Annotated in this window: 23 protein-coding genes; 11 read left to right on the top strand and 12 right to left on the bottom strand. The window is 58.2% G+C overall.

Annotation, left to right across the window (positions count from 1 at the left end):
• Nucleotides 1-4: 4 nt before the first annotated feature.
• Genes NH195_RS04125 through NH195_RS04115 form a run of 3 tightly spaced genes read right to left on the bottom strand, consistent with a single transcriptional unit; the run spans nt 5 to nt 2,306 of the window.
• Nucleotides 5-604 (bottom strand): Smr/MutS family protein, encoded by a 600-nt coding sequence (locus NH195_RS04125; protein ID WP_066703506.1) that lies wholly within the window; start codon nt 602-604, stop codon nt 5-7.
• The gene (gene mltA / locus NH195_RS04120; protein ID WP_066703503.1) at nt 601-1,641 is read right to left on the bottom strand and encodes a murein transglycosylase A; all 1,041 of its coding nucleotides are present in this window, start codon (nt 1,639-1,641) and stop codon (nt 601-603) included. Before mltA ends, NH195_RS04125 begins: the two co-directional genes overlap by 4 nt.
• Nucleotides 1,641-2,306, bottom strand: coding sequence for a Tim44/TimA family putative adaptor protein (locus tag NH195_RS04115; protein WP_066703500.1), 666 nt, complete (start codon nt 2,304-2,306; stop codon nt 1,641-1,643). The genes mltA and NH195_RS04115 overlap by 1 nt, the downstream gene beginning before the upstream one ends.
• Nucleotides 2,307-2,413: 107 nt before the next feature.
• On the opposite strand from NH195_RS04115, the gene NH195_RS04110 reads away from it, so the two are divergent.
• Entirely contained in the window at nt 2,414-2,917 is a 504-nt protein-coding gene (locus NH195_RS04110) for an FxsA family protein (protein ID WP_066703497.1), read from the top strand.
• 57 nt (nt 2,918-2,974) lie between these two features.
• Entirely contained in the window at nt 2,975-3,484 is a 510-nt protein-coding gene (gene secB, locus NH195_RS04105) for a protein-export chaperone SecB (RefSeq protein ID WP_066703494.1), read from the top strand.
• 6 nt (nt 3,485-3,490) lie between these two features.
• On the opposite strand, the gene dnaQ is transcribed toward secB, so the two are convergent.
• The 4 genes from dnaQ to NH195_RS04085 are packed head-to-tail and all read right to left on the bottom strand — an operon-like array spanning nt 3,491 to nt 6,252.
• A complete protein-coding gene (dnaQ, locus tag NH195_RS04100; protein ID WP_066703492.1) occupies nt 3,491-4,231 on the bottom strand; it encodes a DNA polymerase III subunit epsilon in 741 nt (246 codons plus the stop codon).
• Nucleotides 4,224-4,823 carry a dephospho-CoA kinase gene (coaE, locus tag NH195_RS04095; protein ID WP_066703490.1) on the bottom strand — a complete coding sequence of 200 codons (600 nt, stop codon included), beginning with the start codon at nt 4,821-4,823 and terminating at the stop codon, nt 4,224-4,226. Before coaE ends, dnaQ begins: the two co-directional genes overlap by 8 nt.
• On the bottom strand, nt 4,820-5,650 hold the full coding sequence (locus tag NH195_RS04090) for a shikimate dehydrogenase (protein ID WP_066703487.1): 831 nt from the start codon (nt 5,648-5,650) through the stop codon (nt 4,820-4,822). Before NH195_RS04090 ends, coaE begins: the two co-directional genes overlap by 4 nt.
• A complete protein-coding gene (locus tag NH195_RS04085; protein ID WP_066703484.1) occupies nt 5,647-6,252 on the bottom strand; it encodes a Maf family protein in 606 nt (201 codons plus the stop codon). Before NH195_RS04085 ends, NH195_RS04090 begins: the two co-directional genes overlap by 4 nt.
• A gap of 395 nt (nt 6,253-6,647) precedes the next feature.
• Between NH195_RS04085 and hemJ the strand changes: the two genes are divergently transcribed.
• From hemJ to NH195_RS04050, 7 genes are all read left to right on the top strand, one after another.
• Nucleotides 6,648-7,100 carry a protoporphyrinogen oxidase HemJ gene (gene hemJ, locus NH195_RS04080; protein WP_066703481.1) on the top strand — a complete coding sequence of 151 codons (453 nt, stop codon included), beginning with the start codon at nt 6,648-6,650 and terminating at the stop codon, nt 7,098-7,100.
• Nucleotides 7,101-7,225: 125 nt separating this feature from the next.
• A complete protein-coding gene (gene rho, locus NH195_RS04075) occupies nt 7,226-8,497 on the top strand; it encodes a transcription termination factor Rho (protein WP_066703479.1) in 1,272 nt (423 codons plus the stop codon).
• A 27-nt stretch (nt 8,498-8,524) separates the two neighbouring features.
• Nucleotides 8,525-9,820 (top strand): tRNA uridine-5-carboxymethylaminomethyl(34) synthesis GTPase MnmE, encoded by a 1,296-nt coding sequence (gene mnmE / locus NH195_RS04070; protein ID WP_066703477.1) that lies wholly within the window; start codon nt 8,525-8,527, stop codon nt 9,818-9,820.
• A 16-nt stretch (nt 9,821-9,836) separates the two neighbouring features.
• Nucleotides 9,837-11,705, top strand: coding sequence for a tRNA uridine-5-carboxymethylaminomethyl(34) synthesis enzyme MnmG (mnmG, locus tag NH195_RS04065; protein ID WP_081423781.1), 1,869 nt, complete (start codon nt 9,837-9,839; stop codon nt 11,703-11,705).
• Nucleotides 11,705-12,322, top strand: coding sequence for a 16S rRNA (guanine(527)-N(7))-methyltransferase RsmG (gene rsmG, locus NH195_RS04060; RefSeq protein ID WP_066703471.1), 618 nt, complete (start codon nt 11,705-11,707; stop codon nt 12,320-12,322). The genes mnmG and rsmG overlap by 1 nt, the downstream gene beginning before the upstream one ends.
• Complete coding sequence (locus tag NH195_RS04055) at nt 12,315-13,115, top strand: ParA family protein (protein WP_066703467.1); 801 nt, start codon at nt 12,315-12,317, stop codon at nt 13,113-13,115. The genes rsmG and NH195_RS04055 overlap by 8 nt, the downstream gene beginning before the upstream one ends.
• A 3-nt stretch (nt 13,116-13,118) precedes the next feature.
• Nucleotides 13,119-14,027: a ParB/RepB/Spo0J family partition protein gene (locus tag NH195_RS04050; protein ID WP_066703465.1), complete on the top strand. Its 909-nt coding sequence runs from the start codon at nt 13,119-13,121 to the stop codon at nt 14,025-14,027.
• On the opposite strand, the gene hemW is transcribed toward NH195_RS04050, so the two are convergent.
• Genes hemW through rph form a run of 4 tightly spaced genes read right to left on the bottom strand, consistent with a single transcriptional unit; the run spans nt 14,024 to nt 16,897 of the window.
• Nucleotides 14,024-15,181 carry a radical SAM family heme chaperone HemW gene (hemW, locus tag NH195_RS04045; RefSeq protein WP_066703463.1) on the bottom strand — a complete coding sequence of 386 codons (1,158 nt, stop codon included), beginning with the start codon at nt 15,179-15,181 and terminating at the stop codon, nt 14,024-14,026. The two genes, NH195_RS04050 and hemW, sit on opposite strands and share 4 nt — an antisense overlap.
• A gap of 2 nt (nt 15,182-15,183) precedes the next feature.
• On the bottom strand, nt 15,184-15,567 hold the full coding sequence (locus tag NH195_RS04040; protein ID WP_066703461.1) for a RidA family protein: 384 nt from the start codon (nt 15,565-15,567) through the stop codon (nt 15,184-15,186).
• On the bottom strand, nt 15,564-16,184 hold the full coding sequence (gene rdgB / locus NH195_RS04035) for an RdgB/HAM1 family non-canonical purine NTP pyrophosphatase (RefSeq protein ID WP_081423777.1): 621 nt from the start codon (nt 16,182-16,184) through the stop codon (nt 15,564-15,566). Before rdgB ends, NH195_RS04040 begins: the two co-directional genes overlap by 4 nt.
• Nucleotides 16,184-16,897: a ribonuclease PH gene (gene rph / locus NH195_RS04030; protein ID WP_066703455.1), complete on the bottom strand. Its 714-nt coding sequence runs from the start codon at nt 16,895-16,897 to the stop codon at nt 16,184-16,186. The genes rdgB and rph overlap by 1 nt, the downstream gene beginning before the upstream one ends.
• Nucleotides 16,898-17,018: 121 nt before the next feature.
• Between rph and hrcA the strand changes: the two genes are divergently transcribed.
• Nucleotides 17,019-18,083: a heat-inducible transcriptional repressor HrcA gene (gene hrcA, locus NH195_RS04025; RefSeq protein ID WP_066703452.1), complete on the top strand. Its 1,065-nt coding sequence runs from the start codon at nt 17,019-17,021 to the stop codon at nt 18,081-18,083.
• 32 nt (nt 18,084-18,115) lie between these two features.
• A complete protein-coding gene (locus tag NH195_RS04020) occupies nt 18,116-18,670 on the top strand; it encodes a nucleotide exchange factor GrpE (RefSeq protein WP_420795654.1) in 555 nt (184 codons plus the stop codon).
• Nucleotides 18,671-18,740: 70 nt separating this feature from the next.
• On the opposite strand, the gene mutS is transcribed toward NH195_RS04020, so the two are convergent.
• Nucleotides 18,741-21,362, bottom strand: a complete 2,622-nt coding sequence (mutS, locus tag NH195_RS04015) for a DNA mismatch repair protein MutS (protein ID WP_066703448.1) — start codon at nt 21,360-21,362, stop codon at nt 18,741-18,743.
• Between the last annotated feature and the right edge of the window lie 157 nt (nt 21,363-21,519).

Genomic DNA, 21,519 nt, shown 5'->3' with positions numbered 1-21,519 from the left:
CTCCTCACTTCGGGCGGCGCAGGTAGACGTAATAGGCCCCTGTGCCGCCGTGTTTCAAATGCGCCTCCGACACCTGCAACACCGCCTCGCGCAAGGGCGAACTGTGCAGCCAATGCGGCACCTGATGTTTCAACACACCCCTGCGCACCGGGATCGGCCCATCCTCGTCGCGCGGCTTGCCCTTGCCGGTGATCACCAAAACCAACCGCCGCTCCATCGCCCATGAATTCAGGATGAACCGCATGAGCGCCGGATGCGCCTGCGCCAGAGTCATGCCGTGAAGGTCGATGCGAGCCTCGGGCAGCATCTTGCCCTTGCGCATCTTGCCGAATGTCTTGCGATCCATCCGCAGCGGCGCTTGCGACAGGTGTTCCGAAATCGTTGGCGCAAGGTCGTGCCCCAGCGCAGTTTTGCCCGCGTGCCTGCCGATCTCGATCTCAAACGCCTCAATCTCTCGCGGGGCTTTCGGTGTAGGGGTCTTTGCCGGTTCCGGTCGGGGCAGGGGATCGGGCATCCGTTCCACATGCATCGGCGTCGCGGTCTTGCGCACCGCGTTCCAGAGCGTCTTGTCCTCTTCCGTCAGCGATTTCTTGCGACGGCTCACCCTTCCACCCTCTCTTCGAGCGCATAGGCAAGCTGGATCGGTAAAAGCACGATCATCCGCCCCGGATCGCGAATTTTCCCGGCCTCTTCACCGGCCAGATCACCGGTGCCAAAGAAAATATCTGCGCGCTGCGCGCCCTTGATGGCCGATCCGGTGTCCTGCGCGATCATCAGACGATGCAGCGGGGTCTCGCCCTCTTTTTCGATCCAAACGGGTGCCCCCAGAGTGACGAATTTCGGATCGACCGCGATGGAGCGCATCGTGGTGATCGAACGATGCATCGCCCCTATCGGCCCCTTGTCTGCCGGAAGGCGTGGCAGTTCGCGAAAAAACACATAGGACGGGTTGAAGTTCAAAAGCTCCGAGCCTTCGACCGGATTGCGCCGCACCCAGTTCTGAATGACCTTCGCGGAGACCTGATGCGCATCGTAAACGCCGCGCCGGATCAGCTCTTTGCCAATGGAGCGATAATCCCGCCCGTTGTGTCCGGCATAACCGATGCGGATCACCGAACCGTTTTCAAGACGGATGCGCCCCGAGCCCTGCACCTGAAGGAAGAACAGCTCCACCGGATCGTCGACCCAGGCGATCTCAAGACCCCGCCCGACAAGCGCCCCCTCCATGATGTCCTGCCGCGTCAGATAGGGCGCGCCAGAAACGACATCCGGAGGCAGGCGATAAACCGGGTAGCGATAGCGCCCCGTCTGATACCGTGAACCCCGCAGCTCCGGTTCGAAATAGCCGGTGAAAAGCGGCTCTTGCCCGTCCTCAATCAGGACAGGGCGGAAAAACAATTCGAAAAATGCGCGAGCATCCGGCACACGCGCGGCAAGCTGGCAAAGCTGCGGCCATTCGGGCCCGTCGATCAGATCGCAAGTATTGCGAAACACGGTAAGGGCCGCGGCATGATCGTCCACGGCCCATTCGGGCAGATCATCAAAGGAAAGCACGCGCGCCATGAGATCCTCCGCAAAGGACGCTGGCGCGCTCAGGGCGAGCCCTGCCGCAAAGGCGGCCTTGGCCACCTTCGCCCACATCAGGCACCGGTCGCGACAAGCTGCCAGTTCGGATCGGCACTGCCCAGGTGGCGCGCAAAAGTCCAGATGTCCTTCTGGCGTTTGACCGCCTGCGGATCGCCCTCGACCACTTCGCCCTCGGCATTGCGCACCACGGAGGTGGTTTCACCCACGAAGCGGATCTTGATCTCCGCCTCATCCGTCGCCCGGTCGAGATCGGCGTCGATGATCTGAATCTCGCGCAGGCCGATAAACTGACTGTCTATGGTCAGACCCTTGGCCTGACGATCCGCCACAACGGAGGCAAAGGCCTCGTAAACATCTTCGGAAAGGAAAGGTTTGATGCTGTCGAGATCGTCATGCTCGAAGGCCATCAGGATCATCTCATAGGCGCCGCGCGCGCCCGAGAGGAATTCCGCTACGTTGAAAGACGGTTCCATCCGCTTGATCGCCGCCAGATTTTCCGCCGCCCGGGTCCCCGCCTCGACATTGTCGACAATGTCATGGTCCACACCACCGTCGATCACCTCGAAATCGCGTTTGACACGCGTGGCCTCTTCAGCGCCCGGATATTCGGCACGGGGTTTTTCAAATCCTTCCCGCGTGCCGAGAACGCTGCGCAGACGCAGGATCAGGAAAATGGCAATGCCCGCGAGGACAAGAATGGACAGAAGGGAATTCCCCATCGGCGTTCGATCTCCGTTCAAACGTGGAAATAACTATGTTCCGACCTTATGTAGGTGACGCACCCCGCCAAGTCTACCTGTGGGGCGGAGATAAGAGAGGACTTTCCATGTGGCTTTTCGCGCTTTTTGTCGCTGTTCCGATCATCGAGATCGCCCTGTTCATCCAGGTCGGCGGTCTGATCGGGCTTTGGCCCACGCTTTTGATCGTCGTGGTGACGGCCATTCTGGGCACCGCTTTGGTGCGGCAACAGGGCGCTTTGGCCATGTCGCAACTGCGTCAGTCCTTTGCCGAGCTGAACGATCCGGCGGAACCTCTGGCGCATGGCGCGATGATCCTTCTCTCGGGCGCGCTTCTTCTGACCCCCGGGTTCTTCACCGACACCGTCGGCTTCCTGTTGCTCATTCCCGCGTTTCGGACCTTTGTCCTCAAGGAACTGCGCAAACGCGTCAAGGTCCAAAGCTTTGTCATGGGGCAACAGGCCGGGTTCACACAGACCCGCTCTCCCTATCGGCAAAACCCGCAGGATCCGGGTGTAATCGACGGTGAATGGGAAGAACTTGACGCGGATAAACCGAAAAATCAGGCCCCCTCGGGCTGGACTCGCCATTGAGGCACCGCCGTCGACCTGATACAAATCCGCGAATTTCATTTTTTGAGGACAGAGAAGATGGCCGAAAACGGCACCACCGCTCCGCAACCCGAGGCCGCCGCTCAACCCGCGCCCGTCAAAATGCAAATCCTGGGTCAGTTCATCCGCGACATGTCGTTCGAGAACATTCTGGCCCAGAAAGGTCTGAAAATCGAAGGTCGCCCGGCGATCTCCGTTCAGGTCGCACTCGACGCGAAAAAACGTGAAGAAGAGCACCAGTTCGAAGTCGCCACCAAGGTGAAGGTCGAATCCAAGACCGAGAGCGGCGATCAGACCCTGTTCATCCTTGAGCTGGACTATGCCGGGATCTTCCACATCGAAAACGTGCCGGACGAACAGATGCATCCGTTCCTGATGATCGAATGCCCGCGCATGCTCTTCCCGTTCCTGCGCCGCGTAACCCATGACATCACCCGTGATGGTGGCTTCCCGCCGCTGAACCTCGACAACATCGACTTCGTTCAGCTCTACCGTCAGGACATGCAGCGCCGCGCCGCAGCCCAACAGGCCGCCGCACCGGTCAACTGAGTTCCCTCAGTCGAATTTCTTCCAAAGCGCGCCGTCGCCCAACTGCTCGACAAAGGCAGCATGGGCGGCGGCCTCTTCGTCTGTGATGCGCGGGGGCAGGGGGGCAGGACGTCTGGTCGGGCGCCATGCCTCTTGCGGACCGGAGGCAGAGCTGGCGGATTTCTTGCCCACTGGCGCCAGCACTAGATCTGGCTGACGCCCCCCGATCAGCTCAAGATACACTTCCGCCAGAATTTCGGAGTCGAGCAGCGCCCCGTGCAGGGTCCGCGACGAGTTGTCGATCCCGAACCGACGGCACAGCGCATCGAGTGTTGCCGGAGCCCCGGGAAATTTTTTCCGCGCCATGGGCAGCGTGTCGATCGCGCGCTCATAGGCGATTTCCGGCAGGCCGATCCATTTCAGCTCGGCATTGAGGAATTTCATATCGAACGCGGCGTTGTGGATGATCAGCCTCGAATCCGTACCGATAAAATCGAGAAACGCGCGCCCCACTTCCCGAAAGAACGGCTTGTCCTTGAGGATCACCTCGCCATCTTTCGGCGGCCGCGGGTTGCGCAACAAATCCGGCCCGATCCCATGCACGCCAAAGGCCTCGTCCGGCATATCGCGATCCGGGTGGATATATTGGTGATAGGTCCGCCCCGACGGCATGTGGTTCTCAAGCTCAATCGCCCCGATTTCCACAAGACGATCCCCGCTAAACGGGTCGAACCCGGTGGTTTCGGTGTCGAGTACGATCTCACGCATGGGGTAAACGGCTCCTGATTTGCGAGAGCACATCCTGCACCTGTGCGCGGGCGGCTTCAAGGCTTGCGGTCTCGATCACGAAATCCGCCCGCGCGCGTTTTTCCGCGTCGGGCAGTTGTTTCGCGAGGATGGTTTTGAAATGCGCCTCCGTCATGCCGGGACGGGCGAGGACGCGCTCGGCCTGTGTTTGCGGGTCGACGGAGACGACAACTACAGCATCCATGGCCTTGTCGGCCCCCGTCTCGAACAACAGGGGGATGTCAATCAGGACAATCGGTGCCTGCGAATGGACAATGAAGTCCGCACGATCTTCTGCGACGAGCGGGTGCACGATAGCTTCAATGGTTTTGAGCGCTTCCGGGTCTCTGGCAATGATCGCTTTCAGCCGCTCTTTCGACACCGCACCATCCACGATAGCTTCGGGAAACACCTCGAAAAGCGGCTGAACCGCTGCACCATCTTGCTCATAAAGCCGTGCGACGGCCGCATCCGCATCCCAAACCGGCACACCGGCCTCGGCAAACATCTGAGCCGTGGTGCTTTTGCCCATACCAATGGAGCCGGTCAGACCGATGAGAAAAGGCTGTGTCATGAGGCAAGGATGAAATTGCGAGTGTCTTCATCCACTTCGGGCCGTTGCCCGAACCAGCGTTCAAACCCCGGCGCAGCCTGATAGAGCAACATTCCAAGCCCGTCGACCGTCTGACAGCCCTTGCGCGCCGCCTCTTCGAGAAAAGCCGTGCGCAGAGGGGTGTAAACGATGTCGGTCACCACGGCATCGGAACTCAGAAGATTGAGCGGAACCTTAAGCTCCGGCTGCCCTTCCATCCCGAGAGATGTGGTGTTCACTACCGTTGCAGCGCCTTGCATCATATCGCCCGCGTTGACCCACTCGACGACGTTGATCTTTGCCCCGAACTCTTCGCGTAGCGCATCGGCGCGCGTGCGGGTCCGGTTCGACAGTCGGATTTCCGGCACACCCACCTCGAGAAGCGAGGCAATCACCGCCCGCGACGCGCCACCAGCGCCCAGCACCACCGCAGGCCCCGCCTTCGGGTCCCAATCCGCATTCATCCGCAGGTTTTCAACGAACCCATAGCCATCGGTATTATCCGCATGCAGCTTACCATCGGCCCGAAAGATCAGCGTATTCGCGGCCCCGATCAGCGCCGCCCGGTCGGTAACGATGTCGGCAATCGCCAGAACATGTTCCTTATGCGGAATGGTCACATTCGCGCCCACGAAGCCCATCTTAGGCATCGCGCGCAGCACCTCTTCGAGATCGGCCTGCTCCACATGCAGATGCACATAATGCCCCGCAATCCCGTAACGCTTGAGCCAATAGCCATGCAGCGCCGGAGATTTGCTATGCGCGACCGGTGCGCCGATCACACCCGCCAATGGAATATGTCCGCTCATGATGCAATCACCCTTCTTTCCGACAGGTATGCCAGAAGCGGCAGCAGGGGCAAACCCAGGACTGTGAAGTAATCACCGTCGATCTTGGAAAACAGTCGCACGCCCTCCGCCTCAAGCATATAGGACCCGACACAATGGCGGATCTGATCCCAGTTTCGGTCGAGATAGGCGTCGAGGTAAGCGTCCGAGAAATTCTTCATCTCCAAACGCACCTCACCGACATGCCGCCATTTCGGTTCTCCATTCTCATAGATCACCGCCGCAGACAAAAGCTTGTGCCGCTCGCCCCGCATCCCCTGCAACTGCGCCCTTGCCTCCTCCTTGTCCCGCGCTTTTGATAAAAGCCGGCCTTTGAACGACAATGTCTGATCGCATCCGATCACCATCGCCTCCGGATGTTTCATCGACACTTTCCGCGCTTTCCCTTCGGCCAGTGCATCCGCGATGTCGCGCGGCGTGGCGCCCTCGGCCACAAGCGCGTCCTTTACCGTTTCTTCATCAATTCGTCCGACGATGACCTCGAACGGCACCCCCGCATTGCGCAGGAGCGTTTGGCGAATTTCGGACCCTGAGGCGAGGATGAGTTGTCCCGGGATGTTCATAATTCTGTTGAAAACTCCTGTGTCACTCTGGTGATCGTTCTGCCGAAAACCCGGCGCCTCATTTTCGCGGGGATAACTGCGCGGTCCAACCCCAAACTCTCTGCGTTTTATCATCGTGGGTAAGACAAATCGTCTCCCTCGGAATAACCTCGTTGCCCCCGTCTTGCGAGCGTTTGTTCCACGAAACCCGCCCACATATATCTTTTCAATTCACTGAAAATAAATGGATTATTTTATTCTATCCGCAGATGTGGATAAGAAAATGAAAGATTGTGAACCTCTGGACGACGCTGGGGATAAGCGAATAATCCAGACTATCCACAGACCCTACTAAATCATCATCTTTCTTTTTTCTTTTAATATTTTATTTAGAAGGAAACTTCGAAAGGACGGTCATGGGCGATTTTCTGGCAAGCGTTTACCTTTGGACGAAATCGCTTCACGTGATCTCGATCATCGCCTGGATGGCCGGGATCTTTTATCTCCCACGTCTCTATGTGCGTCACACCGAAAGCGTGGAGCAGGGCACTGAAACCGATCTTCTGTTTCAGGACATGGAAATGAAGCTCCTGAAACTGATCATGAATCCGGCTATGATCTCGAGCTGGTTCTTCGGTCTCTGCCTCGTCATGACCCCGGGCATCATCGTCTGGTCCGATGGCTGGCCTTGGGTGAAAGCCGCCTGCGTCCTGGCCATGACATGGTTTCACATGTGGCTCGCTGTACGTCGCAAGGACTTCGTCGCCGGAACGAACACCCGGTCCGGTCGTCATTACCGCATGATGAACGAGTTTCCGACGCTCCTGATGATCTTCATCGTCATCATGATCATCGTGAAGCCTTTCTAAGAAAGATTGACTCACACAGTCTTTGCTCTTACTGAGGCGCAAATCCCGGTCGTCCGGCCAAGGGGATTCTCCTGTGACATTTGAGAGAAAAGACCGGCGCGGCGCGCGGGTCCCGATGGATTTCCATGACTGAAGAAAAACTCAATCTGGCCGATCTGAAAGCCAAGAGCCCCAAGACCCTTCTGGCGATGGCCGAAGAGCTTGAGATCGAAAACGCCTCCACGATGCGCAAAGGCGAGATCATGTTCCAGATCCTGCGCGAACGCGCGGATGAGGGCTGGGAGATTTCCGGTGACGGTGTGCTCGAAGTGCTGCAAGATGGCTTTGGCTTTCTGCGCTCTCCCGAGGCCAACTATCTGCCGGGTCCCGATGACATCTACGTCTCTCCCGAGGTGATCCGCCAATACGGTCTGCGCACCGGCGACACGGTCGACGGCGTGATGCAGGCGCCGAACGAGACCGAGCGCTATTTCGCGATCACCAAGGTGACGCTGATCAACTTTGAAGAGCCCGAAAAGGCGCGTCACAAGATTGCCTTCGACAACCTGACGCCGCTCTACCCCGATGAGCGCTTGAAAATGGAGATCGAGGATCCGACGATCAAGGATCGTTCTGCCCGGATCATCGACCTCGTCGCCCCGATCGGGAAAGGCCAGCGGGCCCTGATCGTCGCGCCGCCGCGCACGGGTAAGACCGTTTTGCTGCAAAACATCGCCCATTCGATCGAGACCAACCACCCTGAGTGCTATCTCATCGTGTTGCTGATCGACGAACGTCCCGAAGAGGTGACGGACATGCAGCGTTCGGTGAAGGGCGAGGTTGTGTCCTCCACCTTCGACGAACCGGCCACCCGTCACGTTGCCGTCTCCGAAATGGTGATCGAAAAAGCCAAGCGTCTCGTTGAGCACAAGCGTGATGTTGTCATCCTGCTCGACTCGATCACCCGTCTGGGTCGCGCCTTCAACACTGTCGTGCCGTCGTCCGGCAAGGTTCTGACCGGTGGTGTCGACGCCAACGCGCTCCAACGCCCGAAGCGTTTCTTTGGTGCCGCGCGGAACATTGAGGAGGGTGGGTCGCTCACCATCATTGCCACCGCGCTTATCGACACCGGCTCGCGGATGGACGAGGTCATCTTTGAAGAATTCAAAGGTACGGGTAACTCCGAGATCGTTCTGGATCGCAAAGTCGCGGACAAACGCGTCTTCCCGGCGATGGACATCCTCAAATCCGGCACCCGGAAAGAGGATCTTCTCGTGGATGCGAAAGATCTCCAGAAAACCTATGTGCTGCGCCGCATCCTGAACCCGATGGGGACCACGGATGCCATCGAGTTCTTGATTTCCAAGCTCAAACAGACCAAAACCAATGGCGAGTTCTTCGACTCGATGAACGCTTAAATAAAAGGATATCAATAGGTTACGCCTATGGATACGATTTATGCCCTGGCAACGGCCCGCGGCAAAGCGGGTGTCGCAGTGGTCCGGATTTCCGGGCCGCTTGCGTTTTTGGCTGTCGAGATGCTGGCCGGTGACGTGCCTGCGCCGCGTCGGACCGCGCTGCGCGAGCTCAAGGATCGCGACGGCATCGTGCTCGACGAAGCTTTGGTGATCTGCTTTGAAGAAGGCGCCTCCTTCACTGGTGAGCAAAGCGCGGAATTGCAGCTTCACGGCTCTGTCGCCATCGTCAATGCGGTGCTGAGATGCCTGTCGGAGATCGACGGTTTGCGCCTTGCGGAAGCTGGGGAATTCACCCGCCGCGCACTTGAAAACGAACGCCTCGATCTGGCGCAGGTCGAAGGTCTCGCCGATCTGATCGAAGCGGAAACAGAGGCGCAGCGCCGTCAGGCTTTGAAGGTCTTCTCCGGCGCATTGGGTGAAAAAACCGAACGCTGGCGCCGCGCGCTTTTGCGTTCTGCCGCTCTCCTGGAGGCTACGATTGATTTCGCCGACGAAGAGGTCCCGACGGATGTCTCCCCCGAGGTTCTGGTTCTCATCGCCGAGGTGATGATCGAACTTGAGGCCGAGGTTGAAGGCGCCAAAATGGCGGAACGTATCCGTGACGGGTTCGAGGTTGCCATTGTCGGTCCGCCCAATGCGGGCAAGTCGACCTTGCTCAACATGCTTGCGGGGCGCGAAGCGGCGATCACCTCCGAGGTCGCGGGCACGACGCGCGATGTGATCGAGGTTCGGATGGAACTCAAAGGTCTGCCGGTCACGTTGCTCGACACTGCAGGTCTGCGCGAAACCGAAGATGTCGTCGAAGCCATCGGCATTGAACGCGCGCGGGAACGCGCGAAACATGCGGACCTTCGTGTCATCCTGATCCCCTCCGTCGATGCCAAACCGGAAATTGAACCGGTAGAGGGTGATCTCGTCGTGATCGGCAAAGACGATGCCGGGGAGTTTACCGGGCAGGGGCTTTCCATTTCCGGGAAAACCGGGCAGGGCGTCGATGTTATGGTGGCCGGCATTGCCGAAACCCTGAGTGCGCGCGCGAGCTCTGCGTCTACCGCAATCCGGGAACGTCACCGTGTGGCGATGAAGGCTGCGCTGGCCTCTATGGAATCGGCGCGAAATGAGGTATTTAACGGGCCTGACCGGACCGAGCTTGCCGCCGAAGAGTTGCGGCGCGCGATCTATGCGTTGGATTGTTTGGTCGGTCGTATTGATGTGGAAACTGTTCTTGGAGAAATTTTCTCCAGTTTCTGCATCGGGAAATGAGCAAGGAGTGTTTCACGTGAAACATACCGACTTCGATGTCGTCGTCGTAGGGGGCGGCCATGCAGGGTGTGACGCGGCGGCGGCAGCGGCGCGGGCAGGTGCGCGCACGGCCCTTGTCACACTGAAGCGCGAAAACATCGGGGTGATGTCCTGTAACCCGGCCATCGGCGGGCTTGGTAAAGGCCATCTCGTGCGCGAAGTCGATGCGCTTGACGGTGTGATGGGCCGGATTGCCGACAAGGCCGGGATTCAATTCCGCCTTTTGAACCGGCGCAAAGGCCCTGCGGTCCAGGGGCCACGTGCTCAGGCGGATCGAAAGATTTACCGCACCGAGATGCTCGCGGAACTTGAATCCACAGACAACATGACCATCGTCGAAGCGGAAGTCACCGATCTTGTGATGTCCGGCGAATCCGTGGCGGGTGTTGTGTTGGGCGACGGTTCGCAGATCAAATCCGGTGCTGTTGTCTTGACTACGGGCACCTTCCTGAAAGGCTTGATCCATATTGGCGACGTCAAATACCCAGGAGGGCGGATTGGTGATAAGCCGTCTATCGCCCTGGCGGAACGTCTCTACGGTTTCGATCTTCCCATTGGACGCCTGAAAACTGGGACGCCGCCGCGGCTGAACGGCAAAACCATCAACTGGGAGATTCTCGAAGAACAGCCGGGTGATGACGATCCCGTGGTGTTTTCCTTCCTGAATCGCAAACCTTTCGCGCGTCAGGTGTCCTGCGGCATCACCCACACCAACGAGCGGACCCATGACATCATTCGCGAGAATCTTTCCCGGTCTGCGATGTATGGCGGTCATATCGAGGGGGTCGGCCCACGCTATTGTCCGTCGATCGAAGACAAGATCGTCCGATTTGCCGATAAAACTTCGCATCAGATCTTCCTCGAACCGGAAGGTTTGGAGGATGACACGGTTTATCCGAACGGCATTTCCTCTTCTCTGCCCGTCGATGTGCAGGAGGCCTATGTCCGTTCGATCCGCGGTCTGGAAAAGGTCGAAATCCGTCAGCCCGCTTATGCCATCGAATACGATTACGTCGATCCGCGCGCGCTGCGTCTGACGCTTGAACTGCGCAATGTGCCGGGGCTTTTCCTTGCCGGTCAGATCAATGGGACGACTGGCTATGAAGAGGCGGCGGCACAAGGTTTGGTGGCCGGTCTCAATGCGGCGCGTAAATCTATGGGGCAGGAGGGTGTCACCTTCACGCGCTCCGATAGCTACATCGGGGTGATGATCGACGATCTTGTCACCCGCGGTGTTAGCGAACCTTACCGGATGTTTACATCCCGGGCCGAGTTCCGGCTGTCGCTTCGTGCGGATAATGCCGACCAACGCCTGACGCCACAGGGTATCGAACTTGGTCTTGTCGGTGAGAACCGCAAGGCTGCGTTTTCTGGCAAGATGGAGGCTCTGGAAAAAGGTCGTGAACAGCTTGAGCGCTCAAGCTACACACCACGCGAACTGGGCGAGGCCGGGGTGTCTGTGAGTTCCGATGGTGCGCGCCGCAATGCGTATCAGGTCCTCGCATTTCCAGATGTCACCTTTAAGAACGTGATCGCTCTCGATTCGTCTTTTGCCGAGATTTCCCCGGAAATCCAGGAACAGATTGCGCGGGACGCTCTCTATGCCAATTACATCGAACGTCAGAAACGTGATGTCGAAGCCTTGAAGCGCGACGAACAACAGAATATCCCGGACGATTTCGATTATGCGGCGCTCAGTGGTCTGTCGAACGAATTGCGGATGAAACTTACCAAGGCACGACCGCAAACCATCGCTCAGGCCGGGCGTGTGGAGGGAATGACACCGGCTGCCGTCACTCTTATTCTTGCACGCTTGCGCCAGAGCCAGCGGCAGAAAGCCTCCTGATGAATACCCAGACTATAGCGGGTCTCGATGTTTCACGTGAAACATTGGAGCGCCTTGAAATCTATCTGGCGCTTTTGAAAAAATGGAACCCGGCGATCAATCTGGTCTCTAAATCGACGCTGGATCAGGCTTGGCAACGGCATTTTGTCGATTCGGCGCAGGTGTTTTCTCTTGTGCCGGAACATATTCGGCATTGGGCTGATTTCGGTAGTGGTGGCGGGTTCCCGGGCCTGGTCTGCGCCACGCTTGCCAGAGAGCTCTCGTCAAAAATCCGTTTTACCCTCGTCGAATCGGACCAACGCAAGGCAACCTTCCTGAGGACTGTTGCGCGTGAGCTGGACCTCGATGTCGAGGTCTTGTCTCAACGTATCGAACAGGTCATGCCTCTTGAAGCCGATCTCATTTCTGCCCGCGCTTTGGCAAGCCTGCCGAAACTGCTGGAGTTTACCGAAAGGCATCTGGTGCCTGGAGGTCATGCGATTTTCATGAAAGGGATGTCTTTCGGCGAGGAAATCTCCGAATCCCTTGAAAGCTGGCGCTTCAGCCACGAAGAATACCCGAGCGTCACGGATCCCGAATCCGTCATCCTTCTCATTGGAGATATTGATCGTGTCTGATTTTTCTTCGTCCAGCAGCCCGAAAATCATTGCGATTGCGAACCAGAAGGGTGGGGTTGGAAAAACGACAACCTCGATCAACCTTGCTGCAGCTTTGGTCAAAAACGGTTGCCGGGTGCTGGTCGTCGATCTCGATCCCCAGGGCAACGCCTCGACAGGTCTTGGGATTGATCCGGAAAACCGTAATTACACGACCTATGATCTCGTTCTTGGAGATGTCGATCTGCATGACGTCATTCAGACCACCGATTTCGAAGGTCTCTGGATTTCACCGGCCACGGTGGATCTGAGTTCCGCCGACATCGAAATGGTGTCCAATGAAAAGCGCAGCTACCTGTTGCACGATGCTTTGCGACAACCGGCGATCGACGATTTTCACTTCGATTTCATTCTGATCGACTGCCCGCCATCGCTGAGCCTGCTGACGGTCAATGCCATGGTCGCGGCGGATTCCGTTTTGGTGCCGCTGCAAAGTGAATTCTTTGCGCTGGAAGGTCTGTCGCAGTTGATGTTGACGGTTCGCGAAGTCCGGCAAACCGCCAATTCCAAGTTGCGGATCGAAGGTGTTGTGTTGACTATGTATGATCAACGCAACAACTTGTCCCGACAGGTGGAGCAGGACGCGCGTGACAATCTCGGAGAACTGGTGTTCCAGACGGTCATCCCGCGCAATGTCCGGATCAGCGAAGCGCCGTCTTTCGCGCTTCCGGTTCTGGATTACGATCCGACTTCGAAAGGCAGCCAAGCCTATCAGGCGCTCGCTCTCGAAGTTCTGGCAAAAAAAGGACGATAAAACATGTCGCAATCGGGCAAACCCAAAAACAGAGGTCTTGGCCGCGGATTGTCCGCCTTGATGGCGGATGTCACGCAGGAGAACGTGTCCTCGGAAACCACATCTGAACCGCGCCGTGCCGATATGATGGTACCAATCGAAAGAATTGCGGCCAACCCGGATCAGCCGCGACGGACCTTCGATCAGCCTGCCTTGGAGGAATTAGCCGAGTCGATTCGTGAAAAAGGGGTGATTCAGCCCCTGATCGTGCGTGAAAACCCGCGCAAGGCCGGGGAATACGAAATCGTCGCGGGTGAACGCCGCTGGCGTGCGTCGCAGCTTGCGCGTTTGCATGAGCTTCCGGTGTTGGTGCGCGATTATTCCGACACGGAAGTGCTCGAAGTTGCGATCATCGAAAACATTCAACGCTCCGATCTCAACGCGATTGAGGAGGCCGCTGGCTACAAGCAGTTGATGGAGCGCTTTGGTCATACACAGGAAAAACTGTCCGAAGCATTGGGCAAAAGTCGAAGCCATATCGCGAACCTGATGCGTCTTTTGCAGCTCCCTTCCGAAGTTCAGACCTATGTGATCGAGGGGCAGCTTTCCGCCGGGCACGCACGGGCTTTGGTGACCGCCGAAAACCCGTCCGAGTTGGCGCGTGAGATCATTCACAAAGGGCTTTCCGTCCGCGAGACGGAAAAGCTGGTGAAGGGAGAAAAGGCCCCAACGCAGCCCAAAACACCGAAAACGCAGAATTTCGTCGAAAAAGACGCGGATACGCGCGCGCTTGAGGGCGATCTTTCTGCGGCTATCCGCATGAAAGTGACCATCGAGCATAAGGGGGGTACGGAGCAGGGTTCCGTGACGATTTCTTACGATAGTCTGGACGATCTGGACACGCTTTGCGCGATTCTTTCCCGGGGCGCTTAAGCTTCGGGGATCAAATCCCGGATGATTGCATTCAACAGGGGCTTGCCTTTTTCCGACACGAAAAGGCGGCCCTTTTCCTTTTTCACAAAGCCATCTTCGATCAAGTAATTGTTTTCAATTGAAAATTCTTGACCCAAAAGGATGGAGAGCCGCTCAATCTCGACGCCTTCGGTAATTCTTAGTCCCATCATGAGGTACTCAACGGCCTGATCGTAACCGCTGAGCGTTTCGCGAGGATTTTCCCCATGGCCTTTTTGCTCGACCGACGCGAGCCAGAGCTGCGGCGATAGGGGGGTGTCGATGGCGTATTTTTGGCCGCCAAGTGTTAACCGCGCATGGGCACCCGGGCCGATCCCGGCATAATCGCCATAGCGCCAGTAGATCAGGTTATGGCGACTTTCAGAGCCCTTTTGGGCATGGTTAGATACTTCATAGGCGGGCATTCCCGCCTTTTCACACTCTTCCTGAGTGATGAAATACATGTCTGCTGCGTCATCGTCCGTGGGTAAATCCCGAAGCTGCCCGCGATTGTAACGATCTCCGAAGGCCGTGCCTTGTTCGATCGTCAGTTGGTAAAGCGACATATGATCGACCGCCATGGACAGGGCTTCGCGCAATTCCTTGCGCCAGGCCTCCTTCGTCTGGCCCTGACGGGCATAAATCAGGTCGAAACTCACGCGATCAAAGGTGTGTCGCGCAATATCAAAGGCTTTCTGCGCCTCGGAGACCGAATGCAATCGCCCCAGCCGCCTCAGATCCTCGTCATGCAGAGATTGAATCCCCATCGACACGCGATTGACGCCCGCGTCGCGATAGCCCTGAAACCGTCCGGCCTCGACCGATGTCGGATTGGCTTCGAGTGTGATTTCCACATCGTTGGCAAGCGTCCAACAGTCTCGAACCTTGCTCAAAATGGCATTTACAAGCTCTGGGTCCATCAGGGATGGCGTTCCACCGCCAAAAAACACGGTGTTCAGAACCCGGCCGGATGTTTCCCGTGAAACACGTTCGATTTCGGAGAGGTAAGCGCGTTCCCATGCCGTCTGATCGATTGTCGCGGCAACATGGGAATTGAAATCGCAATAGGGGCATTTCGACTGGCAAAACGGCCAATGAATGTAGAGGCCGAAGCCACCATTTTGCCAGTCTTCCACGATCAGCCCTTGAACGCCGTGATTTCGATTTCGATCTTCATCTCGGGTTTGATGAGATCGGCAACGACCATGGTGGCTGCGGGGCGAATATCGGCGAGAAACTCACCAAGCGCCGGGACAACCTCGTCCACAAGTGCGGCATCGGTGATCGTGTATTGCACACGCACGGCATCCTTGAGCGAAAAGCCTTCGCCTTCCAGAACGCCGGAAATGGTTTTGAAACAGTTGCGCGCCTGATCGGCGATGCTTTCCGGCATGGTCATCGTGGCGTAATCGTAGCCGGTGGTGCCGGAGACGAAACACCAGTCGCCTTGCACGACGGCGCGGGAATAGCCCATGACTTTCTCGAAATCAGAGCCGGAGGAGATCAGTTTGCGGGTGCTCATGTGTTGAGATCCTTGAAGGGTCCGGAGACCAGTTTGTGAAACGCGTCGGCGCGGTGGCTCATCGCCTGTTTCCGCGCATGATCCATTTCCCCGAAAGTTTCCGTTTCCCCATCGGGGAGAAACATCGGGTCGTAGCCAAAGCCATGCGGTCCGCGGGCGGGCCAGACAATCCGGCCTTCGACGGTGCCCTCGAAAATCTCGTCATGGCCATCGGGCCAGGCGAGACAGAGAGTGCAACAAAACCTCGCGGTGCGGGGTTCGGCTGCATTCGTCTCTTCGAGACGGTCCCAGACCTTTTGCATCGCCATCGCGAAATCGCGGCCATTGGGGGTTTCGGCCCAGTCCGCAGAATACACGCCGGGCGCGCCATCGAGACCGTCGACCGCAAGGCCGCTGTCATCGGACAGGGCAGGGAGGCCGCTGGATTTGGCGGCAAAATGCGCCTTGATCCGTGCGTTTCCGGCAAATGTGTCCTCGGTCTCTTCCGGCTCTTCAAAGCCCAACTCACCGGCGGAAATTACCTCGATCCCGAACGGCTCCATAAGCTCCGCGATCTCGCGAAGCTTGCCTTTGTTGTGCGAAGCAAGGACGAGCTTGTCGCCATCGAACGCGCGCATCACGCCACCGCCGCGTTCTGCGCGGCCACGAGTTCCGCCACGCCTTTTTCGGCGAGATCGAGCAACTCGTTCATCTGCGCGCGGGAATAGGTGGCACCCTCGGCGCTCATCTGGGTTTCGATCAACTGACCGTTGGCCATCATGATGAAATTGCCATCGACGCCCGCCTCGGAATCCTCGGGATAATCGAGGTCCAGAACCGGCTGACCGGCGTAGATGCCACAGGACACGGCGGCCACATTGGAAATCAACGGATCGGTGACGATGTCGCCCGCCTTGATCAGCTTGTTGATGGCAAGTCGCAGGGCCACCCAACCGCCGGTGATCGAGGCACAACGCGTGCCGCCATCGGCCTGAATGACGTCGCAGTCGATGGTGATCTGACGCTCACCCAAGGCCACGCGATCCACACCCGCACGAAGGGCGCGCCCGATCAGACGCTGAATCTCAACGGTCCGCCCGCCTTGTTTGCCCTGAGTGGCCTCGCGACGCATCCGCGACGAGGTCGAGCGCGGCAACATGCCGTATTCGGCGGTGACCCAACCCTGACCGGAATTGCGCATGAACGGCGGCACGCGCTCCTCGATCGTTGCGGTACAAAGCACATGGGTGTCGCCGCAGCGGATCAGGCACGATCCTTCGGCATGTTTTGTCACACCGGTCTCGATTGAAATCGGTCGCATCTCGTCTAAATTTCTACCCGAGGGTCGCATGATCGTTCCTTCCGCATCTGTTGCGGCAGACATAGCGAAGAGGGGCTCGGAGGCGCAAGCCTCATTGACCCTCCGCCCGGATGTCTTTTAATTGCAGAAGGCCTCGCAAGACGCAGGAAAAATGACCAAACGTGCCAATCTGATTGCCGAAATGAACGACCGCTCGCGGGAGGTGTTTCGGCGTGTGGTCGAGGGCTATCTCGACAGTGGCGGTCCCGTCGGTTCGCGCACGCTCACGCGGAGCATGAGCGAAAAGGTTTCCGCCGCGACGATCCGCAACGTGATGCAGGATCTCGAATATCTCGGCCTTTTGGACAGCCCGCATGTCTCCGCCGGTCGCGTGCCGACCCAGCTTGGCTTGCGGCTTTTCGTCGACGGGCTTCTGGAGGTCGGCACGGTCACCGACGATGTGCGTGCCAGGATGGAGCATACGGTGCGGAGCGAGGCCAGCGATGTGGGCGGAATGCTCGACCGCGTCGGGTCCGCGCTTTCGGGGCTGACACATGGGGCAAGCCTTGTGCTGGCCCCGAAACATGAAGCCCCGGTGAAACATGTGGAATTTGTCAGTCTTGCGCCGGATAGAGCTCTTGTCATTCTGGTTTTCGCCGACGGGCAGGTGGAGAACCGCGTTTTCACGCCGCCCGTGGGGCAAACACCCTCGTCGCTCCGAGAGGCTGCGAATTTCCTCAATGCGCTGGCGGAGGGTAAAACCCTGTCAGAACTACGTTCCGTGGTCGAACGCGAAATCAAACTGCGCCGACAGGAGCTCGACAGCCTCGCGGCCGATCTGATCGAAAACGGCGCGGCGTTCTGGGAAGGCGAGGGCTCGTCTTACGAACGTCTGATCGTGCGTGGCCGCGCGAATCTTTTGGGCGACAGTGCGGAGGCGGAGGAGCTCGACCGGATCAGAACCCTGTTCGACGATTTGGAGAAAAAGCGCGACATCGCCGAATTCCTCGAATTGACCGAAGACGGCGAGGGCGTGCGTATTTTCATTGGCTCTGAAAACAAACTTTTCTCTCTTTCGGGTTCCTCTTTGGTGGTTTCTCCATATATGAACGCTGAACGAAAAATTATCGGTGCCGTGGGTGTCATCGGACCGACTCGCCTGAACTATGGGCGGATCGTCCCGATCGTCGATTACACGGCCCAGCTTGTGGGGCGGATTTTGTCCGGCAAGGCGTGAAAAGGTGGAACATGACGGATCCGAAAAAAGACATGTCTGAAGAAATCGAAACCGGGGTCGAAGAAATCATCGACATCACCTCTGAAGAGGCCCTTGAAGGTCCGGGGGACGAAGATTTTATGGCGGAGCTTGACGCGCTGCGTGCCGAGCGCGACGAATTCAGGGACCGCTTCATGCGGGCGGTGGCCGATGCGGAAAACTCCCGCAAGCGCGCGGATCGTGACCGCAAGGAGGCTGAGAATTACGGCGGTTCGAAACTGGCGCGCGACATGTTGCCGGTGTTCGACAACATGAAACGCGCGGTCGATGCGATCACCGAGGAACAGCGCGCACAACAGGCGGCGCTGATCGAAGGCATCGAACTGACCATGCGCGAATTGCTGAACGTCTTCGGCAAGCACGGGATTCAGATCATTTCCCCGGACGTCGGCGAGAAATTCGATCCGAACCAGCACGAAGCCATGTTCGAGGCGCCGGTTCCGGGCACCAAGGCGGGTGACATCATTCAGGTGATGAACGTCGGTTTCATGATCCACGACCGTCTTCTGCGCCCGGCGCAGGTCGGTGTATCCTCGACGCCCGCATAAGAGATTCCGCCCTGAAAACTCAGAGACCAGCAATAGAAAAGCCCCCGAAATCCGGGGGCTTTTTTTGTCCTCAGCCCAGTTTCGATTTCAGATCGTAAAGCACCTGCAACGCCTCTCTCGGGGTCAAATCATCCGGCAAAATCTCCGCCAATGCCTTTTCAACGGCGCTTTCCTTGACCTTGGTCGGAGGTGGCGCGGCGGGTATGGCGGCGAAAAGCGGAAGATCGTCGATGATCGCCTTCGGATTGGCGGCATTTTCCGCCTGACCCTTTTCCAGAGCCTCCAAAACAGATTTGGCCCGTTCCACGACAGCATCGGGCAGGCCCGCAAGCCGCGCCACCTGAACCCCATAGGACCGGTCCGCTTTGCCCTTGATCACCTCATGGAGGAAAATCACCTCTCCCTCCCATTCCTTCACCGCCACGGTGGCATTGTCCGCCCCCGGCAACTTGTCGGAAAGCGACGTCATCTCATGATAATGCGTCGCAAAAAGCGCCCGGCATTTGTTTACATCATGCAGATGCTCCAAGGTTGCCCAGGCAATCGACAGTCCGTCATAGGTCGCCGTGCCGCGCCCGATCTCATCGAGGATCACCAAGGCCCGGTCATCCGCCTGATTGAGGATTGCGGCGGTTTCGACCATTTCGACCATAAAGGTCGAGCGCCCGCGCGCCAGATCGTCCGATGCGCCCACGCGGGAGAAGAGCTGGGAGACGATGCCGATATGCGCTCGCTCCGCCGGGACATACGACCCGGCCTGAGCAATCAGTGCGATCAATGCGTTCTGTCGCAGGAAAGTCGATTTACCGGCCATGTTCGGCCCGGTCAAAAGCCAGATCGCCGCGCCGTCACGCCCGTCCGACAGGGCGCAGTCATTGGCGACGAATTTCTCGCCGCCCTGTTTTCGAAGCGCGCGTTCCACCACCGGGTGACGCCCGCCTTTGATCTCGAATTTTCGACCCAAATCCACCTCAGGACGGGTCCACCCCTCGCTTTGCGCCAGATCGGCCAGAGATGTGATCAGATCCAGTTCCGCAAGCGCCCCGGAGGCATCGTTGATCGCTGGCGCACGCTCCAGAATGGCCATGCGCAGCACTTCGAACAGCCGTTTCTCGATCTCGAGTGCTCGTCCCCCGGCATTGTGAATCTTGGTCTCAAGCTCGGACAGTTCCAGCGTCGTGAACCGCACCTGATTGGCCGTGGTCTGACGGTGGATAAAGGTCTCCGACAGCGGTGCCGACAACATTTTCTCCGCATGGGTCGAGGTGGTTTCGATGAAATAGCCCAGGACGTTGTTGTGCTTGACCTTCAAGGACTGCACGCCAGTCGTCTCGGCATATTTCCTCTGCAAGGAGGCAATCACCCCGCGTCCTTCGTCACGCAGGGTCCGGCATTCGTCGAGCTCCTCGTCGTAACCCGGCGCGATGAAACCGCCATCGCGAGCCAACAATGGCGGCTCTGCCACAAGCGCTGCATCGAGCAGGTCGATCAGCTCGGCATGATCCGTCAAAAATGTCATTTTCTGCTGGATTAGTGTCGAAATCGGCGCATCCACAAGGATGTCACGAATGCTTTCCGCCTGAGCAAGACCGTTGCGAATGGCGGCCAGATCGCGGGGGCCTCCCCGGTCGAGCCCAAGCCGGGACAAGGACCGTTCCATATCCGGCACTTTGCGCAGCGCTTCACGCAGCGCCTGAGCTGTACGGCTGTTTTCAATCGCAAAGGTGATCGCATCGAGACGGTCGGTGATCACCGCGACATCGCGCGAGGGGCTGGCAAGGCGACGTTCCAAAAGACGACCACCCGCTGCGGTCACGGTGCGGTCCATGGTGGCAATCAACGCGCCTTCGCGCGAGCCGGACAGGGAATGCGAGATCTCAAGGTTGCGCCGTGTCGAGGCGTCGATCTGCATCGCACCGCGCAAGCTCTCCCGCACCGGTCGCCGCACCAGCGGCAGCTTGCCTTTCTGGGTGATGTCGAGATAGTCGACGATCGCCCCCATGGCGGAAATCTCTGGTAGGGTGAACTGCCCGAACGCGTCCATCGAAGACACTTTGAAAAGCTCCGTCAGTCGTGTCTGCGCCGAAGTGCTGTCAAAGGATGCGCGCGACAGATCGGTCATGCGATCATGAAAATCAGGCACAAATTCGGCCCAATTCGCCTCATGCGCCTCGGAAACCACGATTTCCGACGGGTTCAGCCGCGCCAGTTCCGGGCCAAGACCGACCAGCGGGCAGGGCATGACGTGAAACGCACCCGTGGAAATATCGACCCAGGCGAGCGCGCCTTCTTCACGGATTTCCGCATAGGCCGCGAGGTAGTTGTGCCGTCGCGCATCGAGAAGGCTGTCCTCGGTCAGGGTGCCCGGCGTCACCAATCGCACCACATCGCGTTTGACCACAGATTTGGAGCCACGCTTTTTCGCCTCCGCCGGGTCTTCGAGCTGCTCGCAGACCGCGACTTTGAAGCCTTTGCGAATGAGGTTCAAAAGATAGGTTTCCGCCGCATGCACCGGCACGCCGCACATCGGGATGTCGTCACCGGCATGTTTGCCGCGTTTCGTCAGGGCAATGTCGAGCGCCTCGGAGGCGGCAATCGCATCGTCAAAGAACATCTCGTAGAAATCGCCCATGCGATAGAACAGGAGCGCGTCGCGATGTCGCGATTTGATTTCGAGATATTGCGCCATCATGGGCGTGGCGGGAGGTTCTGAGGACACTGTCGGCTTCCGGTTTTGATTTCGGACCAACTTATCGCCCCGATGGGTGAGGTAAAGGCCCTGATCGCGTTCTTTTTGTTGAGCATCCCACGGGCTGTGGGTAAGTAGGACCGACTGACGACGAGGAGGC

The organism is Celeribacter ethanolicus, assembly GCF_001550095.1.
In the GTDB taxonomy this organism is placed as follows: Bacteria; Pseudomonadota; Alphaproteobacteria; order Rhodobacterales; family Rhodobacteraceae; genus Celeribacter; species Celeribacter ethanolicus.
This window is presented reverse-complemented; position numbering and strand designations above follow the sequence as displayed.